At 35.8% G+C, this 19,222-nt stretch carries 22 protein-coding genes and 2 tRNA genes; 18 read left to right on the plus strand and 6 right to left on the minus strand.

Annotated features, from left to right (window positions below; genetic code table 11):
• Positions 1-153: 153 nt before the first annotated feature.
• From carB to rpmH, 5 genes are all read right to left on the minus strand, one after another.
• Positions 154-3,009, minus strand: coding sequence for a carbamoyl-phosphate synthase large subunit (carB, locus tag FNW21_RS10095; protein WP_144256618.1), 2,856 nt, complete (start codon positions 3,007-3,009; stop codon positions 154-156).
• A gap of 18 nt (positions 3,010-3,027) precedes the next feature.
• Positions 3,028-3,288, minus strand: coding sequence for a DUF6169 family protein (locus tag FNW21_RS10100; protein ID WP_144256619.1), 261 nt, complete (start codon positions 3,286-3,288; stop codon positions 3,028-3,030).
• A gap of 8 nt (positions 3,289-3,296) precedes the next feature.
• Entirely contained in the window at positions 3,297-3,518 is a 222-nt protein-coding gene (locus FNW21_RS10105) for a hypothetical protein (RefSeq protein ID WP_144256620.1), read from the minus strand.
• Positions 3,508-3,672, minus strand: coding sequence for a hypothetical protein (locus FNW21_RS16345; RefSeq protein ID WP_185963918.1), 165 nt, complete (start codon positions 3,670-3,672; stop codon positions 3,508-3,510). The genes FNW21_RS10105 and FNW21_RS16345 overlap by 11 nt, the downstream gene beginning before the upstream one ends.
• A gap of 98 nt (positions 3,673-3,770) precedes the next feature.
• Complete coding sequence (gene rpmH, locus FNW21_RS10110; RefSeq protein ID WP_007136275.1) at positions 3,771-3,932, minus strand: 50S ribosomal protein L34; 162 nt, start codon at positions 3,930-3,932, stop codon at positions 3,771-3,773.
• Positions 3,933-4,097: 165 nt separating this feature from the next.
• Here rpmH and FNW21_RS10115 point away from each other — a divergent pair, with 165 nt between their 5' ends.
• The 3 genes from FNW21_RS10115 to FNW21_RS10125 all read left to right on the plus strand — a co-directional run bounded on the left by FNW21_RS10115 (position 4,098) and on the right by FNW21_RS10125 (position 6,118).
• Entirely contained in the window at positions 4,098-4,613 is a 516-nt protein-coding gene (locus FNW21_RS10115; protein ID WP_144256621.1) for a DUF2892 domain-containing protein, read from the plus strand.
• A 159-nt stretch (positions 4,614-4,772) separates the two neighbouring features.
• Positions 4,773-5,468, plus strand: coding sequence for a TlpA family protein disulfide reductase (locus FNW21_RS10120; protein WP_144256622.1), 696 nt, complete (start codon positions 4,773-4,775; stop codon positions 5,466-5,468).
• 149 nt (positions 5,469-5,617) lie between these two features.
• Positions 5,618-6,118: a phosphoribosyltransferase family protein gene (locus tag FNW21_RS10125; RefSeq protein WP_144256623.1), complete on the plus strand. Its 501-nt coding sequence runs from the start codon at positions 5,618-5,620 to the stop codon at positions 6,116-6,118.
• Here the strand turns inward: FNW21_RS10125 and FNW21_RS10130 are convergent.
• Complete coding sequence (locus FNW21_RS10130) at positions 6,110-6,628, minus strand: shikimate kinase (protein WP_144256624.1); 519 nt, start codon at positions 6,626-6,628, stop codon at positions 6,110-6,112. The two genes, FNW21_RS10125 and FNW21_RS10130, sit on opposite strands and share 9 nt — an antisense overlap.
• A gap of 126 nt (positions 6,629-6,754) precedes the next feature.
• Between FNW21_RS10130 and FNW21_RS10135 the strand changes: the two genes are divergently transcribed.
• The 15 genes from FNW21_RS10135 to FNW21_RS10205 all read left to right on the plus strand — a co-directional run bounded on the left by FNW21_RS10135 (position 6,755) and on the right by FNW21_RS10205 (position 19,092).
• Positions 6,755-6,827 (plus strand) — tRNA-Lys (locus tag FNW21_RS10135).
• Positions 6,828-6,871: 44 nt separating this feature from the next.
• Positions 6,872-6,954: transfer RNA gene (locus FNW21_RS10140), tRNA-Leu, on the plus strand.
• Positions 6,955-7,270: 316 nt separating this feature from the next.
• The gene (locus tag FNW21_RS10145; protein WP_144256625.1) at positions 7,271-7,777 is read left to right on the plus strand and encodes a tetratricopeptide repeat protein; all 507 of its coding nucleotides are present in this window, start codon (positions 7,271-7,273) and stop codon (positions 7,775-7,777) included.
• A 211-nt stretch (positions 7,778-7,988) separates the two neighbouring features.
• A complete protein-coding gene (locus FNW21_RS10150) occupies positions 7,989-8,450 on the plus strand; it encodes a (2Fe-2S)-binding protein (RefSeq protein WP_144256626.1) in 462 nt (153 codons plus the stop codon).
• The gene (locus FNW21_RS10155) at positions 8,450-10,633 is read left to right on the plus strand and encodes a xanthine dehydrogenase family protein molybdopterin-binding subunit (RefSeq protein ID WP_144256627.1); all 2,184 of its coding nucleotides are present in this window, start codon (positions 8,450-8,452) and stop codon (positions 10,631-10,633) included. Before FNW21_RS10150 ends, FNW21_RS10155 begins: the two co-directional genes overlap by 1 nt.
• Before the next feature lie 217 nt (positions 10,634-10,850).
• Complete coding sequence (gene xdhC / locus FNW21_RS10160) at positions 10,851-11,612, plus strand: xanthine dehydrogenase accessory protein XdhC (protein ID WP_144256628.1); 762 nt, start codon at positions 10,851-10,853, stop codon at positions 11,610-11,612.
• The gene (locus tag FNW21_RS10165) at positions 11,602-12,231 is read left to right on the plus strand and encodes a nucleotidyltransferase family protein (RefSeq protein ID WP_144256629.1); all 630 of its coding nucleotides are present in this window, start codon (positions 11,602-11,604) and stop codon (positions 12,229-12,231) included. The genes xdhC and FNW21_RS10165 overlap by 11 nt, the downstream gene beginning before the upstream one ends.
• 66 nt (positions 12,232-12,297) lie before the next feature.
• Entirely contained in the window at positions 12,298-13,194 is an 897-nt protein-coding gene (locus FNW21_RS10170; protein WP_144256630.1) for a DMT family transporter, read from the plus strand.
• 79 nt (positions 13,195-13,273) lie between these two features.
• Positions 13,274-13,639 (plus strand): DoxX family protein, encoded by a 366-nt coding sequence (locus tag FNW21_RS10175; RefSeq protein ID WP_144256631.1) that lies wholly within the window; start codon positions 13,274-13,276, stop codon positions 13,637-13,639.
• 35 nt (positions 13,640-13,674) lie between these two features.
• Positions 13,675-14,382: an aquaporin Z gene (gene aqpZ, locus FNW21_RS10180; protein WP_144256632.1), complete on the plus strand. Its 708-nt coding sequence runs from the start codon at positions 13,675-13,677 to the stop codon at positions 14,380-14,382.
• 98 nt (positions 14,383-14,480) lie between these two features.
• Positions 14,481-15,083, plus strand: coding sequence for an alpha-ketoglutarate-dependent dioxygenase AlkB family protein (locus FNW21_RS10185; RefSeq protein WP_144256633.1), 603 nt, complete (start codon positions 14,481-14,483; stop codon positions 15,081-15,083).
• 8 nt (positions 15,084-15,091) lie between these two features.
• On the plus strand, positions 15,092-15,928 hold the full coding sequence (locus tag FNW21_RS10190) for a sterol desaturase family protein (RefSeq protein ID WP_144256634.1): 837 nt from the start codon (positions 15,092-15,094) through the stop codon (positions 15,926-15,928).
• A gap of 110 nt (positions 15,929-16,038) precedes the next feature.
• On the plus strand, positions 16,039-16,317 hold the full coding sequence (locus tag FNW21_RS10195; RefSeq protein ID WP_144256635.1) for a DUF2805 domain-containing protein: 279 nt from the start codon (positions 16,039-16,041) through the stop codon (positions 16,315-16,317).
• Positions 16,318-16,399: 82 nt separating this feature from the next.
• Positions 16,400-18,259: a M61 family metallopeptidase gene (locus FNW21_RS10200; protein WP_144256636.1), complete on the plus strand. Its 1,860-nt coding sequence runs from the start codon at positions 16,400-16,402 to the stop codon at positions 18,257-18,259.
• Between the two features lie 122 nt (positions 18,260-18,381).
• The gene (locus FNW21_RS10205) at positions 18,382-19,092 is read left to right on the plus strand and encodes a DUF4369 domain-containing protein (protein ID WP_144256637.1); all 711 of its coding nucleotides are present in this window, start codon (positions 18,382-18,384) and stop codon (positions 19,090-19,092) included.
• The last annotated feature ends 130 nt before the right edge of the window (positions 19,093-19,222 follow it).

Below are 19,222 nucleotides of genomic sequence, written 5' to 3' on the forward strand. Positions count from 1 at the left end.
CTTTTCTAACATTAGAAAAAATAACCTAAAGCCATTTTATTTTTCTCAAATATAAGGATGAAATTACAACTCGCCAAATCAAAGGACTCCAAACAAAAAACCCAACCTTTAAAATGATAAAGGTTGGGTTTTTCAATAGTATAATTTCGAGTTTTACTTACTCAAATACATTTTTCTACGAGAATACAATTCATAAAACTGATCGTCTTTCAAGTCGTCAATAAACAAGATACTCTCTCCGGTTGATTTCATTTCTGGTCCTAAAGCTTTGTTTACATTATGGAATTTGCTGAAAGAGAAAACGGGTTGCTTGATGGCATATCCTTTTAATTGTGGGTTAAAAGTAAAATCGGTTACTTTGTTTTCGCCCAACATTACTTTGGTGGCATAATTCACATAAGGCTCGCCATAAGCTTTGGCAATAAAAGGCACCGTACGAGAAGCACGTGGATTAGCTTCGATGATATACACAATATCGTCTTTTATCGCAAACTGAATGTTGATTAATCCCACGGTTTTCAAAGCGACTGCAATTTTATGGGTATGATCTTTAATTTGTTGCATCACAAATTCGCCAAGATTAAACGGTGGCAAAGTAGCATTTGAATCGCCGGAGTGCACACCACAAGGTTCAATATGCTCCATGATTCCTATAATATATACATTCCCGTCAGCATCGCAAATAGCATCGGCTTCAGCTTCAATAGCACCATCTAGATAATGATCCAAAAGGAGTTTGTTTCCTGGAATTGTTTTCAATAAATTGATAACGTGTTCCTCTAATTCTTGCTTGTTAATCACGATTTTCATACCCTGACCTCCCAAAACATAGGAAGGACGAATCAATAACGGAAAGTCCAAAGTATCCGCAAGAGCAGAAGCTTCATCGGCTGTTTCGGCAATTCCAAATTGTGGGAAAGGGATTTTCAACTCGGTTAACAAATCAGAAAAACGACCTCTATCCTCGGCTAAATCTAGGGCATCAAAACTGGTTCCTAGAATTTTCACCCCATATTTCGATAATTTCTCGGCCAATTTAAGTGCGGTTTGCCCGCCCAATTGTACAATTACGCCTTCTGGTTTTTCGTGTTGAATGATGTCGTAAATGTGTTCCCAAAAAACGGGTTCAAAATACAATTTATCTGCGGTATCAAAATCAGTAGAAACCGTTTCTGGATTACAGTTAATCATGATGGTTTCATAGCCACACTCTTTGGCGGCAAGCACTCCATGCACGCAGGAATAATCAAATTCTATCCCTTGTCCAATTCTATTTGGTCCAGAGCCAAGAACTATAATTTTCTTTTTATCGGTTACAATACTCTCGTTATCTACATAACGTGTCCCGTCAGCTTTTTCTATTTCAGCTTCAAAAGTGGAGTAGTAATAAGGTGTTTTGGCTTTGAATTCGGCAGCACACGTATCCACCAATTTGAACACACGGTTGATATTTTTAACCATACGCAAATCGTGAATTTGACTTTCGAGACACCCAACCATGTGTGCAATTTGTCTGTCGGCAAACCCTTTTTGCTTGGCTTCAAGTAACAATTCTCTTGGCAAAGTTTCTACTTTATAATTAGAAATTTCTTTTTCTAAAGTATAAAGCTCCTCATATTGTTTCAAGAACCACATATCGATTTTGGTAATTTCATGAATTCTTGACAACGGAATTCCCATGGCAATAGCATCATAAATTACAAAAACACGATCCCAACTTGCGAATGTTAGTTTCTCGATAATTTGTTCGTAATTTTTATATCCTTTTCCGTCAGCTCCCAAACCATTTCTTTTGATTTCCAATGATTGCGTGGCTTTGTGCAAGGCTTCTTGAAACGAACGTCCAATTCCCATAACTTCCCCAACGGATTTCATTTGAAGTCCTAAAGTTCTATCGGCACCTTCAAATTTATCGAAATTCCAACGTGGTATTTTTACAATCACATAATCCAAAGTGGGTTCGAATAAAGCGGATGTTGATTTAGTAATTTGGTTTTGTAATTCATCTAAATTGTAACCCAAAGCGAGTTTCGAGGCAATTTTTGCAATAGGATAACCTGTTGCTTTTGATGCCAATGCAGAAGAACGAGACACACGAGGATTGATTTCAATAGCCACAATATCCTCTTTTTCGTCAGGCGAAACGGCAAACTGAACGTTACAACCTCCAGCAAAATTCCCGATAGAGCGCATCATCAAGATGGCATAATCTCGCATTTTTTGGAAAGTCGTGTCAGATAACGTCATCGCTGGTGCAACCGTGATGGAATCGCCAGTATGAATTCCCATGGGATCCATATTTTCGATAGAACAAATGATGACTACGTTATCGTTTTTATCACGCAACAACTCCAGTTCATATTCTTTCCAACCCATCAAAGCCTTATCGATCAATACTTCATGAATAGGAGACGCCTCTAACCCACGAGTCAAAAGTTCGTCAAAATCTTCTTTTTTATACACAATCGCAGCACCCGTTCCTCCAAGTGTGAACGAAGGACGAATCACGAGTGGAAAACCAAATTCCTGTGCAATTTCTTTACCACGCAAGTAGGACGTACATATTTCTGCAGGCGCACTAGGTACGTTTATTTTTTTAAGCAATTGTTTGAACTGCTCTCTATCTTCGGTAATATTAATGGCATTGACATCAACACCTATTAGTTTAACACCAAAATCGTTCCAAATTCCTTTTTCATCGGCTTCCAAACAAAGATTCAAAGCAGTTTGTCCACCCATTGTTGGTAAGACAGCATCAATTTGCGGATGCGCTTTGAGTATTTCAATGATAGATTTGGTCGTTAATGGTTTCAAATAAACATGATCGGCCATGGAGGGATCCGTCATGATGGTTGCTGGATTGGAATTGATTAAGATCACTTCAATTCCTTCTTCTCGAATAGAACGAGCGGATTGTGAACCTGCATAATCAAATTCGCACGCTTGACCAATTACGATTGGCCCTGAACCTATTATTAAAACCGATTTTATGGAGTTGTCTTTTGGCATTGTATATGATATTGTTGTTTATTTTTGATTATTTAATGATAGACGCACAAATGCTTTAAATATTTGTGCCTCATAAGGATTTAACTTTGAAATTATTAATGAAACAGGGAATTTATTATTGTCTTTATCGATTAAATTCTTATCTACTTTAACAAAAGTATCATCATTGTACTCTTGAAACCATTGATCAAATTTCCTTTTTCTAGCTAATTCTTTTCCGTCAGCGGATTCACATATATAAACAGATATTGCACTGCTTTTTTTGAAATAAAAATCCATAAAAATAGCTACATAGTAGCCCCAATTTTTTTATCGTTTGAAGGTAATTTTGAAGTTGGATTGTATTTTAATAAAATCGAAAATTCAAAAGTATTTTCAAGTATTTCGACATTCTTCAATTCAAATAAATACGGAGTAGGCTTGAAAATAATTTCGTAAATTGCTTCTCCCTTTGTTTCAAAGAAATAACTATTATTTTGACCTCCATCAAAATAAAACTTATACAGCATTTTTTTTATTTAACTCTTTAAGTTTTTTCCTAACGACTTGAAATTCTTTTGATTTTGCAAAAGCATCGCTTTCTTCAATAGTTTGCTTTTTGATATCCAATAAATAACGAATAATTTCGTCAGCACTTCGGTTTTGTGGCTTTAAAACTTCCATAAATATCTTTTTTTACAAAGTTACGATTTTAAAAAATTAGTTTAAAAAAAGCCGTTACTAAAAAATAGTAACGGCTAATATTTTGTTTTATACAAACATTATTTTTTGTGTCTTGGTTCGCAAGATACAGTCAATTTATGTCTTCCTTTAGCTCTTCTACGCGCAAGAACTTTTCTTCCATTTGCAGAAGCCATTCTGTCCATAAATCCGTGCTTATTTCTTCTTTTTCTTTTCGATGGTTGAAACGTTCTTTTGCTCATTGCTTTGTATCTTTAAAATCTTATTTATATGTCTTCTTATTTTGGAATAACCGTTATTCTAAAACCGAGTGCAAATATACAAAGACTTTTTTTTCTGGCAAGTAGTTTTATAAAAATATTTTCAAATCCTTTTACTATCTTTGCAATCTAAAAATTACACCTATTATGTTTCACAGAAATATCAAACTAATTATCGCTGGACTTATTATAGTTACTGGCATTTGGCAATTTACAGAGAGTAATATTGGAAACGGAATCTTCCTTATTTTATTGAGTGCTATTCCTATTTTCTTGTACTTTAAAAACGAATTCATCCTATTAGCATTCTTGAAATTGAGAAAACAAGATTTTGAAGGAGCCAAGAAATGGCTTGCATACATCAAAAAACCCGAAACTGCACTAGTTACAAAGCAACAAGGCTACTTTAATTACTTGCATGGCATTATGCTTTCGCAAACCAATATTAATCAAGCCGAAAAATATTTCAAAAAAGCAATCGAATTGGGATTGTCTATGGATATGGATTTAGCGGTTGCCAAATTAAATTTAGCCGGTGTAGCCATGTCACGCCGCAGAAAATTAGAAGCGACTAATTTATTAAACGAGGCCAAAAAACTAGACAAACAAAATATGCTAGCCGATCAAATAAAGATGATGAAAGAACAAATGAAAAAAATCTAACATCTTACTCCCCCTTTTTAACACAAACCATTCGCCAACCGAATGGTTTTTTTATATTATCACGTCATTAAACAGAAAAACAAACCGTTAATCGTTAATTTTATAAAATAACCTTTTTGTAACCTAAATTTACTAGATAATTTATAAAAATAAAGTATTATGACACGAAAATTACTTTTACTCGCAGTACTACTTTTTATAACTTCTGGCCAAAGCCAAGAAGCTCCTATCGCCTTTTCGGATGCACTTCACAACAATTTAAAAGCATACAATAAAGCGAGTAATGCCGCTTATGAAAACAAAGATTTTGCCGAAGGACAACGTTTATTCGATTCATTGGTTCGTTATAAATTGGTAGGAACGCAATTTGACGATTTTACGCTAAAAGGATACCAATCCAAAAAAGTACAGCTAAACCAGTTTAAAAAACCAGTATTCATAGTTACTTATGCATCTTGGTGCGTAATCAATAAAGGAGATATCCCCGCATTGAACCAACTCGCAAACGAACATAGATCCGACTTACAAGTTATAGTACTTTTTTGGGACGAGAAGTCTGCTCTAAAAAAAATAGCGCCACAATTTAACGATGCCATAAAAATTTGCTATGCAAATGAATCCTATGATAATGACTCTCATATTATCGCTACTTTAAAACATACGTTAGGATTTCCTACATCTTATTTTATGGACGAAAATAAAAAAATAGTCAGCATCAAACGAATATCCAATGATTACCAACCAAAAATGCCTTCAGAAAAAGCACTTTCCATAAGCTATGCGCAATTTAATGGAGTTATAAATGAATCGTTGTTGAGCAAAAATATCGCCACAAGCACGTTGGCAACTTTTTAAATCAAGATTCAATTTCGTGACAAAACCAAGTACTGTAAATCACAGTACTTTTTTATGAAAATCTACTCCCAACTTTGCTCTTTTGAATTAGCAATTAGTGCTGTGTCTCCTAATTATTTTTTTTATCTTTGAAAAAAATAAAAAACACAATGAGCAAAAATATCATTCTAACCCATTTAGAAATCGAGCACAAAATAAAACGGATTGCCTACCAAATCTATGAAACATTTGTAGAAGAAGAAGAAATTGTGCTTGCTGGAATCACTGACAACGGATTTATATTTGCTAAAAAAATTGCACAAGCACTACAAACCATCTCCCCTATCAAAGTAGCTCTTTGCGAAGTATTTGTCAACAAAGACCAACCAGAATTAGCGATTCACACCTCTTTACCAAAGGAAGAATACACGAATAAAGGATTGATTCTAGTAGACGATGTATTAAATTCGGGCACTATTATGATTTATGCCGTGCGCCATTTCCTAGACGTACCCTTAAAAAAATTCAAAACCGTAGTTCTAGTTGATAGAAATCATAAAAAATACCCTGTAAAAGCAGATTTTAAAGGAATTTCGCTATCAACATCCTTATTAGAGCATGTCCAAGTAGTTTTTGACGAAAATGGCAACAACTATGCTTATTTAAGCTAGAACAGCCACAATATCAGCAACTGTTTCCTGAATGGATTTACCATCAACGACCACTTTGTATTGCGCTTGGTTGTAGTAGTAACTTCTATCAAAAAGATGCTTTGCAATAAATTCTTTCAACTCACCATCACTTTTAGCCGCAATAAGAGGGCGTTTTGATTTATGATGAGCCAATCTCTCAAACAAAGTTTCAATAGACGCTTTTAGATAAATAGAGACTCTATTTTCGCCTAATAAGAGCTCATGATTATTAGCATAACAAGGAGTTCCACCTCCTAAACCAATAATAAATGCTTCTGGAGATTGTAATAATTCTAGAAATAATTCGTGTTCAAGCTTTCTAAAATAAATTTCACCGTGTTTTTCAAAAATAGTTTTAATGTCTAAATTTGTTTTTTCTTCGATGTATTTGTCCAAATCAACAAATGGGATTTGAACCTTTTTTGACAAATTAGTGGCGATTGTAGATTTGCCACAACCCATATAACCTAATAATATAATTTTTTTCATTGTAATAAAACCTTACGTATTAAGGCATTGAGAGCGATTGATTAAAAAAGACAAATTTATAATAAAAATGCTTTGAAATTTCAAAAAAAAGTCCTTATATTTGCACCCGCATTCAAGAAACGAAATGACTCGATAGCTCAGTTGGTAGAGCACATCACTTTTAATGATGGGGTCCTGGGTTCGAGCCCCAGTCGGGTCACAAAATAGTAGAGGCGTTGCAATGCAACGTCTCTACTTATTTTAGGCCACGTGGAGAAACGGTAGACTTGCCAGCTTGAGGGGCTGGTGCTCGCAAGGGCGTGTGGGTTCAAATCCCACCGTGGTCACATTTATTGAAAATGCTTCAAAAATAAGCCCAAAAAACAGGACTTTATTTTGAAGCATTTTTTATTTAAAGTGATTCGTAAATGCGTGAAACGGAGACTTAAATTAAGTATGAATTTTGAATTTATGCTATAAAACAGTAGTTTTTTATTTTTAAAATTTGCTGACTAAACGATAGCGAAAATTATAAACAAACTGCGGTGGCATTTAAAAACCAATGTCTTGTTACAATCCCTTCTTTTTTTCCATGAAATAAATAACGCTTACCTTCGTTTGGTTGCTATACAAACTCCTTACTAACTACCCAAACAACTACTCATGAAAAAAGCATTGTTTTTTATCTTATTTAGTATCCCCATTTCAAGTTGGTGTCAAAATCAAAAAGCAAATGATTACTTCGATCAAGCGATGATAAAAGCCGAATCTGGCAAATCTAAAGAAGCCATTGCCGATTATTCCCGAGCCATTCAATTTGACCCTACATTTGCAGTAGCGTACTTAAATAGGGCGCTCGAAAAAATAAAATTAAACGACAGCAAAGGCGCATTGATGGATGTCAATAAAACCATTACTATTGATCCTACTATTGCTAACGCTTACACAACAAGAGCTGCCATCAATTACAAAATGCTGGATTATAAAAGTGTCATTGAGGATTGCACCAAAGCTTTTGCAATGAACCCACGAGATTATATTGCCCTAAATATGCGTGGATTATCCTATTACCACCTCCAAGACAAAAAAAATGCCTGTCTCGATTTTTCTAAAGCCATACAACTAGGAAGTACTAGTGCCATAAAAAACAAGAAGACGTTTTGTAAATAATACCAATACTATTTCATAAACCGCATTAGCAAAACTTTCAACTTCCAAAAAAAAGCGTCCTGAAATTTTTCACGACGCTTTTTGCATTAAAAAAAAGGACACAGTAGTTTTTGTAAAAACTCAAACCACTCTTTCAATTGTTTTAAACGTTCTGCTAAATGGAACTAAAAAAGCAGTAACTTGTACCTCCTAATTAGTAATGCAAAGCAAGATGATTACACTTTTGATAAATGACAAAAAATACAAATTAGATATCGCACCAGAAATGCCTTTACTATGGGCAATTCGTGATGTTATTGGACTCACGGGAACTAAATTTGGTTGTGGTATTGGTGCCTGTGGCGCTTGTAAAGTATTAGTTAATGCTACAGCTACCTATTCGTGTCTAACTCCTGTTAAGGATGTCGTAGGCAAAAAAATCACAACGATTGAGGGAACAACCCCAAATTTACAATTACTTCAAGAAGCTTGGGCTGCTTTCAATGTTCCGCAATGTGGCTATTGCCAACCCGGTCAATTAATAACGGCTACTTCATTATTAAACACCATCAATAACCCCAGCGATACAGATATTGACGAAGCCATGTCAGGTAATATTTGCCGTTGTGGTACGTACCAACGCATTAAATCAGCCATACAGCATACTGTTGAACTAAAAAACCAAACCAAATAATGAGCACTAATAACAACATTAGCCGAAGAAGTTTTGTAAAAAACATCAGTTTAGCTTCGGGTGGATTAATTTTAGCTTGCAATTATTCCTTGTTTTCGAATGAAATGAATACGACAAACGCTGTTGAATTCAATCCCAATTTGTTTGTGCAGTTAAATACGGATGGCAGTCTTATTTTAATCGCCTCCCGATCCGAAATGGGCAATGGCGTACGCACTTCGCTGACTTCGGTAATTGCTGACGAAATGGAAGCCGATTGGAATCAAGTCTCCGTTAAGCAAGCAGTAGGCGACGCCAAGTACGGTGATCAAAATACCGATGGTTCCCGTAGCATTCTTTATCTATATGAAACCATGCGTAAAATGGGTGCTATGACCAAGGCAATGCTAATTACCGCTGCTGCAAAAACGTGGCAAGTTCCGGAATCCGAATGCCATGCCCAAAACCATTTTGTCATTCATACGGGCGGTAAAAAAATAGGATTTGGCGCATTAGCCGAAACCGCAAAAACACTCGAAATCCCTACAAATATTACCTATAAAAATCCAAAAGATTTCAAATACATTGGCAAAAGCTTGAAAAGTATTGATGTTGCAAATTATGCCAATGGTAGTGCCATTTTTGGAATAGACAAACGCCTTCCTAATATGAAGTTTGCCGCCATAGCCCGTTGTCCCGTAACTTTTGGAACCGTACAATCGTTTGATAAATCGGCTGCAATGAAAATCCGTGGTGTATTGGATGTCATTGAAATTCCTAGAATCGAGAAACCTTTTGGTCCCCTTGGTGGTATAGCTGTAATTGCGACTTCTACCTGGGCCGCTTTTGAAGGAAAAAAAGCGCTCGCTATAACTTGGAATTATGGTAAAAATGAAACCTATGATTCCGAAGCTTATATGGTAGAAATAACTAAAAATGTGCATCAGCCAGCAAAAGTCGAAAAAGAGATTGGGAATGTAGACCAAGCTTTTGCATCGGCGAACAAAATCATAGAAAGTACATTTCAACTCCCTCATTTAGCCCACGCTCCCATGGAAGTACCTAATGCTGTGGCGTGGGTGCAAGGCGACACCTGCCAAGTTTGGGCTCCCACACAAGATCCTCAAACTGCTCGCGAGGAAGTAACCGCCTATTTAGCAACCACCTCGGACAAAGTGACCTTAAATGTTACTTTTTTAGGTGGAGGTTTTGGTAGGAAATCAAAACCCGATTATATTGTAGAAGCAGTTATCCTTTCCAAAGCGATTCATGCACCTGTTCAAGTCGTTTGGACTCGTGAAGACGACATCAAGCATGGCTATTATCACACGGTTAGTTCGCAATACATGAAAGCTTCGCTCGACAATCAAGGCAGGGTTACGGGTTGGTTGCATCGCTTCGCACTTCCTTCCATCATGTCCACATTTACGCCCGGAATTGAGTTTGCGCAAAATTGGGAAATTGCAACAGCCTCGGATATTCCCTATGAAATCAAAAACTTAAAAGTCGAAGTAGGCCAAGCACCCGCTCATGTCAGGATTGGCTGGATGCGTTCCGTAATTAACATCCCACATGGTTTTGCAGTCAATGTTTTTGCCGATGAATTGGCTTTTGCAGCCAATAAAGATCCACTGGAATTCCGACTAGATTTAATTGGCTCTGACCGACTAGAAGACACCAAAGACCCTATAAAATACGACACCAAACGACTCAAAAACGTTTTAAAACGTGCTGCAAAAAATGCCAATTGGCACCAACCATTGCCCAACGGTCACGCCTATGGCATTGCGGTACAATACAGTTTTTATACCTATGTAGCCTCGGTGGTAGAGGTTTCTATGCTCAATGACAAAATCAAAGTACACAATATTTACACTGTAATTGACTGCGGCACAGTCATTAACAGCGATACCGTAAAAGCACAGTTAGAGGGAGCAGCCATTTTTGGAATGTCATTGGCTTTTTATGGAAAAATCACCGCCAAAAACGGCATTATAGAGCAAAACAGCTTTAGCGATTATCCATTAATTCGCATGAATGAGATCCCAAAAGTACATGTTGATATTGTAGAAAGCACCGAGAATCCTACCGGTGTAGGCGAACCTGGTGTTCCTGTTATCGCCCCAGCTATTGTCAACGCCATTTTTAAACTAACCGGCAAACGCTATTATAACTTGCCATTAAGCGATTATAATTTGGTTTAAAAACGGTGTTTGCAAACCAAAAAAAGAACCTTTTGGACGTTCCCACAAAAAAAGCGAGCGGGCTATTCGTTACAAACGAAGTTCACTGAACACCAATTAAAAAAATAATCACTAGAAGTAATCTTTTACTTGCAAAAAAAAAGGATTTTCACTACTATCCCTAACGCAAACTCGAAAACCACAACCTGACTATTTTCTATAATCAACACCCGTTTAAATGAACAATTGGATTGAATTATTACACCAATTTAAAACCGAAAATACACCAGTAGCACTCGTTACAGTGAGCCAAGTTTTAGGTTCAGCTCCTTGCAAAGTAGCCTCCCGAATGGTGGTGACCATACAAAAAGAACGTTTTGGAACCATTGGTGGTGGCAAGCTAGAATTCAAAGTAATTGCTGATGCACTTCAAGCGCTTCAGGACAATAAAATAAAACAAATCACCTACACACTTGGCCCTGAATTCGAGCAATGCTGCGGCGGAAAAGTAACCCTAATTATTGAACCCATGAATCAATCTCCTGAACTATACATTTTTGGAGCAGGGCACATCGGCGAGGCTTTGTGCAAAGTGCTTTTGGATACGCCTTTTCAAATAACACTTTTAGATACTAGACCCAACTGGCAAGAAACCCTCCTTTTAGACCCATCGATAACCTATCTCGCTAACGATTTTGATCAATACAAACAGTTAATCCATTGGGGAACCAATTGCTACCTCCTAATTGTGACACACGATCACCAACTCGATTTTGAAATTACAGCATTGGCTTTGCACTCCCAAACCAAGTACATTGGACTTATTGGTAGCAAAACCAAAAAGAATAAATTCAATGCGATGTTGCTTCATGAGCTGGATTTCAAAGCTGGAATTTCGGCTGTTCATTGTCCCGTGGGTTTGGATTTAGGGGGTAATTCGCCAAAAGAAATTGCCATCAGTATCGCCGCAGAGTTGTTAAAGGTACATTATGAAAAATAAGGTGGTATTTGTATTGCTTGCGGGAGGAAAATCAGCGAGGATGGGCGTTGCCAAAGGATTATTGCCTTATAATAACTCGTTTTGGATTTTAGAACAAATAAACCGAATAGCAAAGTCAACACTTTCAGATGTGTATATTGGTTTGGGATTTCATCACGAACGCTATTTTGAAGCCATTCCGTGGTTGACTGCTGCTCAACATGATTTTGTGACTTATCGTGGGATTCGAGTTCGTGTTGTTTTGAATAAAAATCCAGAAACGGGTTCCTTTTCGACATGTCAAACGGTATTGAAGGAAATTCCATTACAGTCCACAATTCTCCTTAATCCTATCGATATTCCCATCCTTAATCCTGTTGATTTGCAACGCATCATCAATACCAAAAACGATATTGTTCAGCCTAATTTTGAGGGCAAAAACGGGCATCCCATCCAACTTTCTTCCTTTTTTTGGAACAATTTGGTTTTGCAAAATCCATTGAACACTCGATTGGATTTAGAAATAAAAAAACTAGATCCTTCTCAAATAACGACAATTGCAGTAGCAGATTCTTTAATCACGCAAAACATAAATACTTCTGCGGATTGGATTTCTTTTTTAGCATTTGATGAAAAGTAAAAAACATTCTTTTTACGAATTCCTGATAGGTAACCACTATCTTTGTTTGCTTTTTTAAATCAAAATATGACACAAAATAAGGTACTAAAAGGAGTGTTGCTAGTGGGAATTGGCGCTGCCAGTTACGGTATGCTAGCTACGGTTGTAAAAATGGCATATGCTGACGGCTATACCACTTCGGAAGTTACGATTTCTCAATTTGTTCTAGGAATTCTTGGCGTGCTAATTATTAATGCCTTTCAAAAAGCAAAAAATGGTTCTGAAGTTGTAAAGGCTTCTCTAAACCAAATACTACAACTGGGTCTTTCTGGAACGGCACTGGGCTTAACGAGTGTTTTTTATTATTTGGCTCTAAAATACATCTCGGTTTCTATTGCTGTAGTGTTATTAATGCAAACCGTTTGGATGAGTGTATTACTCGAAGCGATGCTAGAAAAGAAGATTCCCTCGAAACGAAAAATCATTTCGGTTGTCCTTGTCTTGATAGGCACACTGTTGGCTACAAATGTTTTACAATCAGAAACGCAACTCGATTGGCGTGGACTCGTTTTAGGACTACTGACAGCGGCTTCATTTTCGGTCACTATGTTTACTGCGAATCGCGTCGCTACTACTATTTCTTCGGCGCAAAGGAGTTTGTACATGCTTATGGGAGGTACTTGTATTGCATTTGCTTTTGCAGCTGCGACTCAAAATACGCCTTTTCACTTTGAAATTTTTATCAAGTGGGGGATTTTCTTATCGCTTTTTGGAACAATTATTCCGCCTATCCTTATGAATGCAGGTTTTCCGTTTACTGGAATTGGTTTAGGAAGCATCGTGGCGGCGTTGGAACTTCCTGTTTCGGTAGTAATGGCGTATTTTATATTAGACGAGAAAGTACTTTTGATACAATGGATCGGAATTGGGCTGATTCTTTTTGCGGTTTTTATTATGAATAGCAACTTTAATAAAAACAAATAATCAATATTTCGTTAAAATAATTAAACAATACTTTTTATTTTGTTAATTTTTATTTATATTCGTAATAAAATAACGTATTATGAATTTACCTTGGCATCTTTATATAATGGCTTTTGTGTATTTTACTGCAGGAGTCAATCATTTTAGAGCTCCAAAAGTATATTTAAAAATCATTCCAAGTTATTTCCCAAATCCTAAATTCATCAATTCCGCAAGTGGTTTTGTTGAAATAATTTTAAGCCTTTTACTCCTTTATCCACAAGTTACAAATCGAGCTGCTTGGGGAATTATTGCCCTACTAATTGCTGTATTTCCGGTTCATTTGAATATGCTATTTCATTCAAAAGCAAGTTTAAACTTGCCGATATGGATTTTAATAGCACGCGTGCCGTTGCAATTGATTTTGATTTTTTGGGCGTACCAATATACTTTTTCAAATTATTAACTTTTGTCCTTAACCTTTAATTTAAAATTTTTATTATGAAAAAACTATTTGCAGAATTTTTTGGAACCTATTGGCTTGTTTTTGGTGGTTGTGGTAGTGCGCTTTTTGCGGCTGGAATTCCTAATTTAGGAATTGGATTTGCGGGAGTTTCTCTTGCTTTTGGGTTAACTGTTTTAACAATGGCGTATGCTGTAGGGCATATTTCTGGAGGACATTTTAATCCTGCGGTTTCATTTGGACTTTGGGCAGGAGGACGATTTTCTGGCAAAGAACTTCTTCCTTACATTCTTGCGCAATGCGTTGGTGCAATTGCTGCCGCGGGGACTTTATTTACAATTGCTTCCGGAAAAGCTGGATTTGTGATCGATAATACCAAAGCAGGAGCTTTTGCATCCAATGGTTTTGGGGCTTTTTCGCCTGATGGATATTCTATGCAAGCCGCTTTTATTGCCGAATTTGTTTTGACTTTATTCTTTTTGTTAGTCATTCTTGGCGCTACCGATAAATTTGCCAATGGTAAATTTGCAGGCGTAGCCATTGGTTTGGCTTTAACACTCATACATTTAATCAGCATACCCATTACCAATACTTCTGTAAATCCTGCTCGCTCTTTGTCGCAAGCATTATTTGTTGGTGGAGAGCCTTTGTCACAAGTTTGGTTGTTTTGGGCAGCACCCATATTAGGAGCAATAGCCGCTGGGTTTATTTATAAAAATTTATTGCAAAATCACTCCGTAGCTTAACACTATTTTAAATTAGAAACGACTTACACTTTATTTATATTAATTTTAAAGAGAAAAATGAATGCGAATTAGTTCCTTTTTCTCTTTATTTTTACAATATGATGACACTATTCCAATCCGAACCTGTATTGCTTGACGCCAAAGAAGCAACGATTCTCTATTACCCACATTTTTTTGATGCTCTCGAAGCGGATGAAATAATGGTTAATTTGCAAAAAGATATTCCTTGGCAACAAGACGAAATTACGGTTTATGGAAAGAAGCACGCGCAACCGCGATTGACTGCTTTGTATGGAAATGAAGGGAAAACGTATTCGTATTCCAATATCAAAATGCAGCCTCATCCTTGGTCTTCGCTTTTGCAAAAAATAAAATTACGTGTTGAAGCTGCTGCTCAAACTAATTTCACTACCGTTTTACTCAATTATTACAGGGATGGCAAAGACAGTAATGGCTGGCATGCTGATAACGAAAAGGAATTAGGAGTTAATCCTGTTATTGCCTCATTGAGTTTTGGAGCCGCACGAACGTTTCAATTAAAACACAACACCGAATTGGGTTTAAAAAAAAGTCTCGTACTGGAACACGGGAGTTTGTTAATTATGAAAGGGACTACACAGCATTTTTGGAAACATCAAATCCCAAAAACAGCAAAACCTATTGAACCACGAATAAATTTAACTTTTAGAGTAATCAAATAAAAAACAATATGAATACCATTATAGCTTATTTTTCTACCATACCCTCGGCACATCGAAGTTTGATTTTGATGGGAGGCATTACCCTATTTTGGCTAATCGAAAATACTTTTCCGCTTTTTAAATTTCAATATAAAAAATGGCATCATGCCGGAATCAATTTATTTCTTACCCTAACTACTATTGTGATCAATTTTTTATTAGCTTTTATTTTGATACAAACTGCCAATTGGACCACCCGAACACATTTTGGGATTTTACCTCTTTTGCCAGCACTTCCAGTTTGGCTTTATACACTCATCGGGCTGCTGTTGTTGGATTTAATTGGTGCGTATTTGGTGCATTTAATAGAACACAAAACTAAATTTTTATGGCGATTCCATCTCATACACCACACCGATACTTGGATTGATACCACCTCCGCCAATAGGCATCATCCGGGTGAAAGCATCATCCGATTTGTATTTACAACTCTTGGCGTTTTACTAGTAGGAAGCCCCATGTGGATGGTTTTTTTGTACCAAACGCTTTCTATAATAGCGACACAATTTAACCATGCTAATATTGCTTTGCCAAAAAAAATAGACACTTTTTTGAGCTATTTTATCGTTTCGCCTGACATGCATAAAGTTCACCACCATTATGTATTGCCTTATACCGATAGTAATTATGGTAACATTTTCTCGATTTGGGACAGGCTTTTTGGTACATTTAAAACGCTTCCTAAACAAGAAATTATCTACGGTGTTGACACGCATTTAGATCCCAAAGAAAATAACCAACTCAAAAAATTATTACAAATACCGTTTCAAAAAAAGCTTTCATTAGAAAAAAATGAAAAGCTTTAAAAAAAAATACTTTTTCCTACCAAAGTAATTCTTTTTTTTATTAATATTGGTATCAGATTTTAAATCCTATTTAATACTAATTAAAACCTTTTTGAATTAATTTTCACGTGATGAAAAAGAGTAACCGCAAAGAATTGAACTGGGAACAAACAGAAAAACTTGTTACGTTGGCATTAGAAGAGAGAAATCCTTTTGAAATCATAAAAAAAGAATACGGACTTGCCGAAAAAGAAGTCCTCGAAATTATGAAAAAGAAAATGCCAGCCGAAAAATTCGAAATGTGGAAAAAGAAAGCAATCGCAAGTAAACCAAAACCCAAACCCGTCAAAATAGATGATTTTGACGAAGATTTAGATGGTAAATATTATATAAAAAACAAATTAGATTAGCATGCAAAACCCTCCTAATTAGAGGGTTTTTTTATGTAACAAATACAAATAAAACAGACTAACAAAAGAAACAGTAAAACGAATGAAAAAAATAGTTATCACATTAGCATTGACCACACTTTTATGGAGTTGTAAAACAGGAAGTTCCATCGCCAGCACTTCAAAACAAGAGGTAAAAGTGGCTATAAATCTTATCGACGTTAAAGAAGACCGTGTTTTGGTCACCGTAAAAGCCCCAAAAATAACCACCGATGAAGTAACTTACAATATCCCAAAAACAGTTCCAGGAACCTACTCGGAAGACAATTACGGCAAATACATCACTGGTTTAAAAGCCTTTGACAGCAAAGGAAATGTATTGTTGGTTACCAAGAAGAACGACAATACTTGGACTATCGCTAACGCCAAAAAAGTGGCGACAATTACCTATTATGTAAATGACACTTTCGACACCGAAAAAGGAAGAGGTTTTGGTCAAGATGATGTCTTTTCGCCAGCGGGAACAAACATAAATGCAGGCAAAAATTTCCTCATCAATACCCATAGTTTTATAGGATATTTTCAAGATTTAAAAGACATTCCCTATCAAGTTAGCATTGCGCACCCGAGCACATTGTGGGGAGCAACTTCAATGACAGATCTGGATGTTGCCACAACAAATGATATTTTTGAAACTCCACGTTATGCGGAATTAGTAGAAAATCCCATTATGTATGCAAAACCAGATTACACCTCGTTTACCGTAAACGGAATGGAAATTCAAATTGCAGTTTACTCGCCTACTGGAAAATTTACTGCCCAAAGCATTACCCCTGAAATGAAAACGATGATGACTGCCCAAAAGAATTTTTTAGGCAACATCAATTCGACCCAAAAATATAGTGTTTTAGTATACCTTTCGAGCATGGCAGAGGATGATGCCAAAGGATTTGGAGCATTAGAACACCCAACGGCAACAACTGTGGTTTTGCCAGAAATGATGTCCAAAGAGGCACTTATAAAAACAATGAAAGATGTCGTTTCACATGAATTTTTTCACATTGTAACCCCGTTGACCATTCATTCGAAAGAAATCCAGTATTTTGATTACATCAACCCACAAATGTCTCAACATTTATGGATGTACGAAGGAGTTACGGAATATTTTGCCAATTTATTTCAAATCAACCAAGGTTTGATTAACGAAGAAGAATTCTTTAGCCGAATTTCTGATAAAATCAATCATGCCAATAGCATGAATGACACGATGCCATTTACTCTAATGAGTGCCAATGTATTAAAAACACCATACAAAGAGCAATATCTAAATGTGTATGAAAAAGGTGCCTTAATAGGAATGTGTATGGATATTATAATTCGTGAAAAAAGTAATGGCGAAAGAGGAATTCTGGATTTGATGCAAAAATTATCGAAAGAATATGGAGTGACAAAACCATTTAATGATGCCGATTTGTTTGCCAAAATCACTGAACTGACCTATCCAGAAGTAGGAACTTTTTTGTCTACTTACGTTTCTGGGACAACCCCAATTCCTTACGATTTCTATTTGGCTAAAGTTGGTTTAACTAAAATTTCAGAGAAAGCACCATTGAATGTTTTCTTAAAAGGCCAAGTGCCCTACATTGCTGTAAATCATGAAAACAAAGAAATTTATGTAACTCCAAATGTAGAGTTAAATGATTTTTTTACAACTTTAAATATTGTTGGAGGAGACGTTATTTTGGCTATAAATGACAAAGCATACTCCCTAGATACGATTTACGATCTAATTAGTATGAGTGAAAAATGGAAGGAAAATGATCCAATTACTGTGAAAATTAAAAGAGATGGTAAAGAACAAATTATTAAAGGAAAAGTAACATTTTCATACGAAGAAAAGGACGGCTTGAAGATTAGCGATCCTTCAAAATCTGTATTGAAAGATGCATGGTTAAAAAAATAATTTAACTTATAAAATTTAGAATCCCGATTTAGAAATAAATTGGGATTTTTTTTATAAAATAAAAACGAACAACGATTAGTTTCCAACAATTTTCTTTATTTTGCGACAAAATTAAAACAACAATGAAAAAAACAATAATTGCATTTGTTACCCTAACCCTTATGGCATCTTGTAACAAAAATGAATCCAAAACGAACTTACACATCACGGGTAACATCAAAGGATTAAAAAAAGGTACTTTATACATTCAAAGAGTTGTGGACACCACATTAGTAGCATTAGATACAATTCAAATGGATGGAAGTTCCACGTTTGAGAGTGACATCGACTTAAAATCACCGGAAATGCTTTATCTATTTTTAGACAGAGGCGTTACAAATTCATTAGATAATAATTTATTGTTTTTTGCCGAACCTGGTAAAATAAATATTGAAACCAGTTTAGAAGGATACCTATCAGAAGCTAAAATAACGGGGTCCAAAAACCATGATTTATACGAGGAATATCGTAAAATAAATACGCGTTTCAAAGACGAAAGCCTCACGCTTATTGAACAAAAATTCAATGCCATGAAAGCTAATAATACGGCAAAAGTAGATAGCGTTTCGGCTAAACAAGAATCGAATATTAAACGAAAATATTTGTTTGCTACCAATTTCGCCATTAATAATCATGAGCACGAAATAGCACCTTATATCGCCCTATCCGAGATTTATGACATCAACATCAAATATTTAGATACCATTCAAAAATCGATGTCACCAACGGTTGCAAAATCGTTATATGGTAAAAAATTAATAGCCTATATTCAGGAAATTAAAAAGCAGCAATAACACAAATTGTCTTTTAAACAAAAAAATATCCTATTAAAAATGGCAGTCTTATGGGTAGTAATGGTCGGAAGAATAATCTTCCGACTTTTTTTGTTTTTTATTTATATATTTAACAATATTTTTCTTGTTT

Source organism: Flavobacterium restrictum (assembly GCF_007097245.1).
GTDB lineage: Bacteria > Bacteroidota > Bacteroidia > Flavobacteriales > Flavobacteriaceae > Flavobacterium > Flavobacterium restrictum.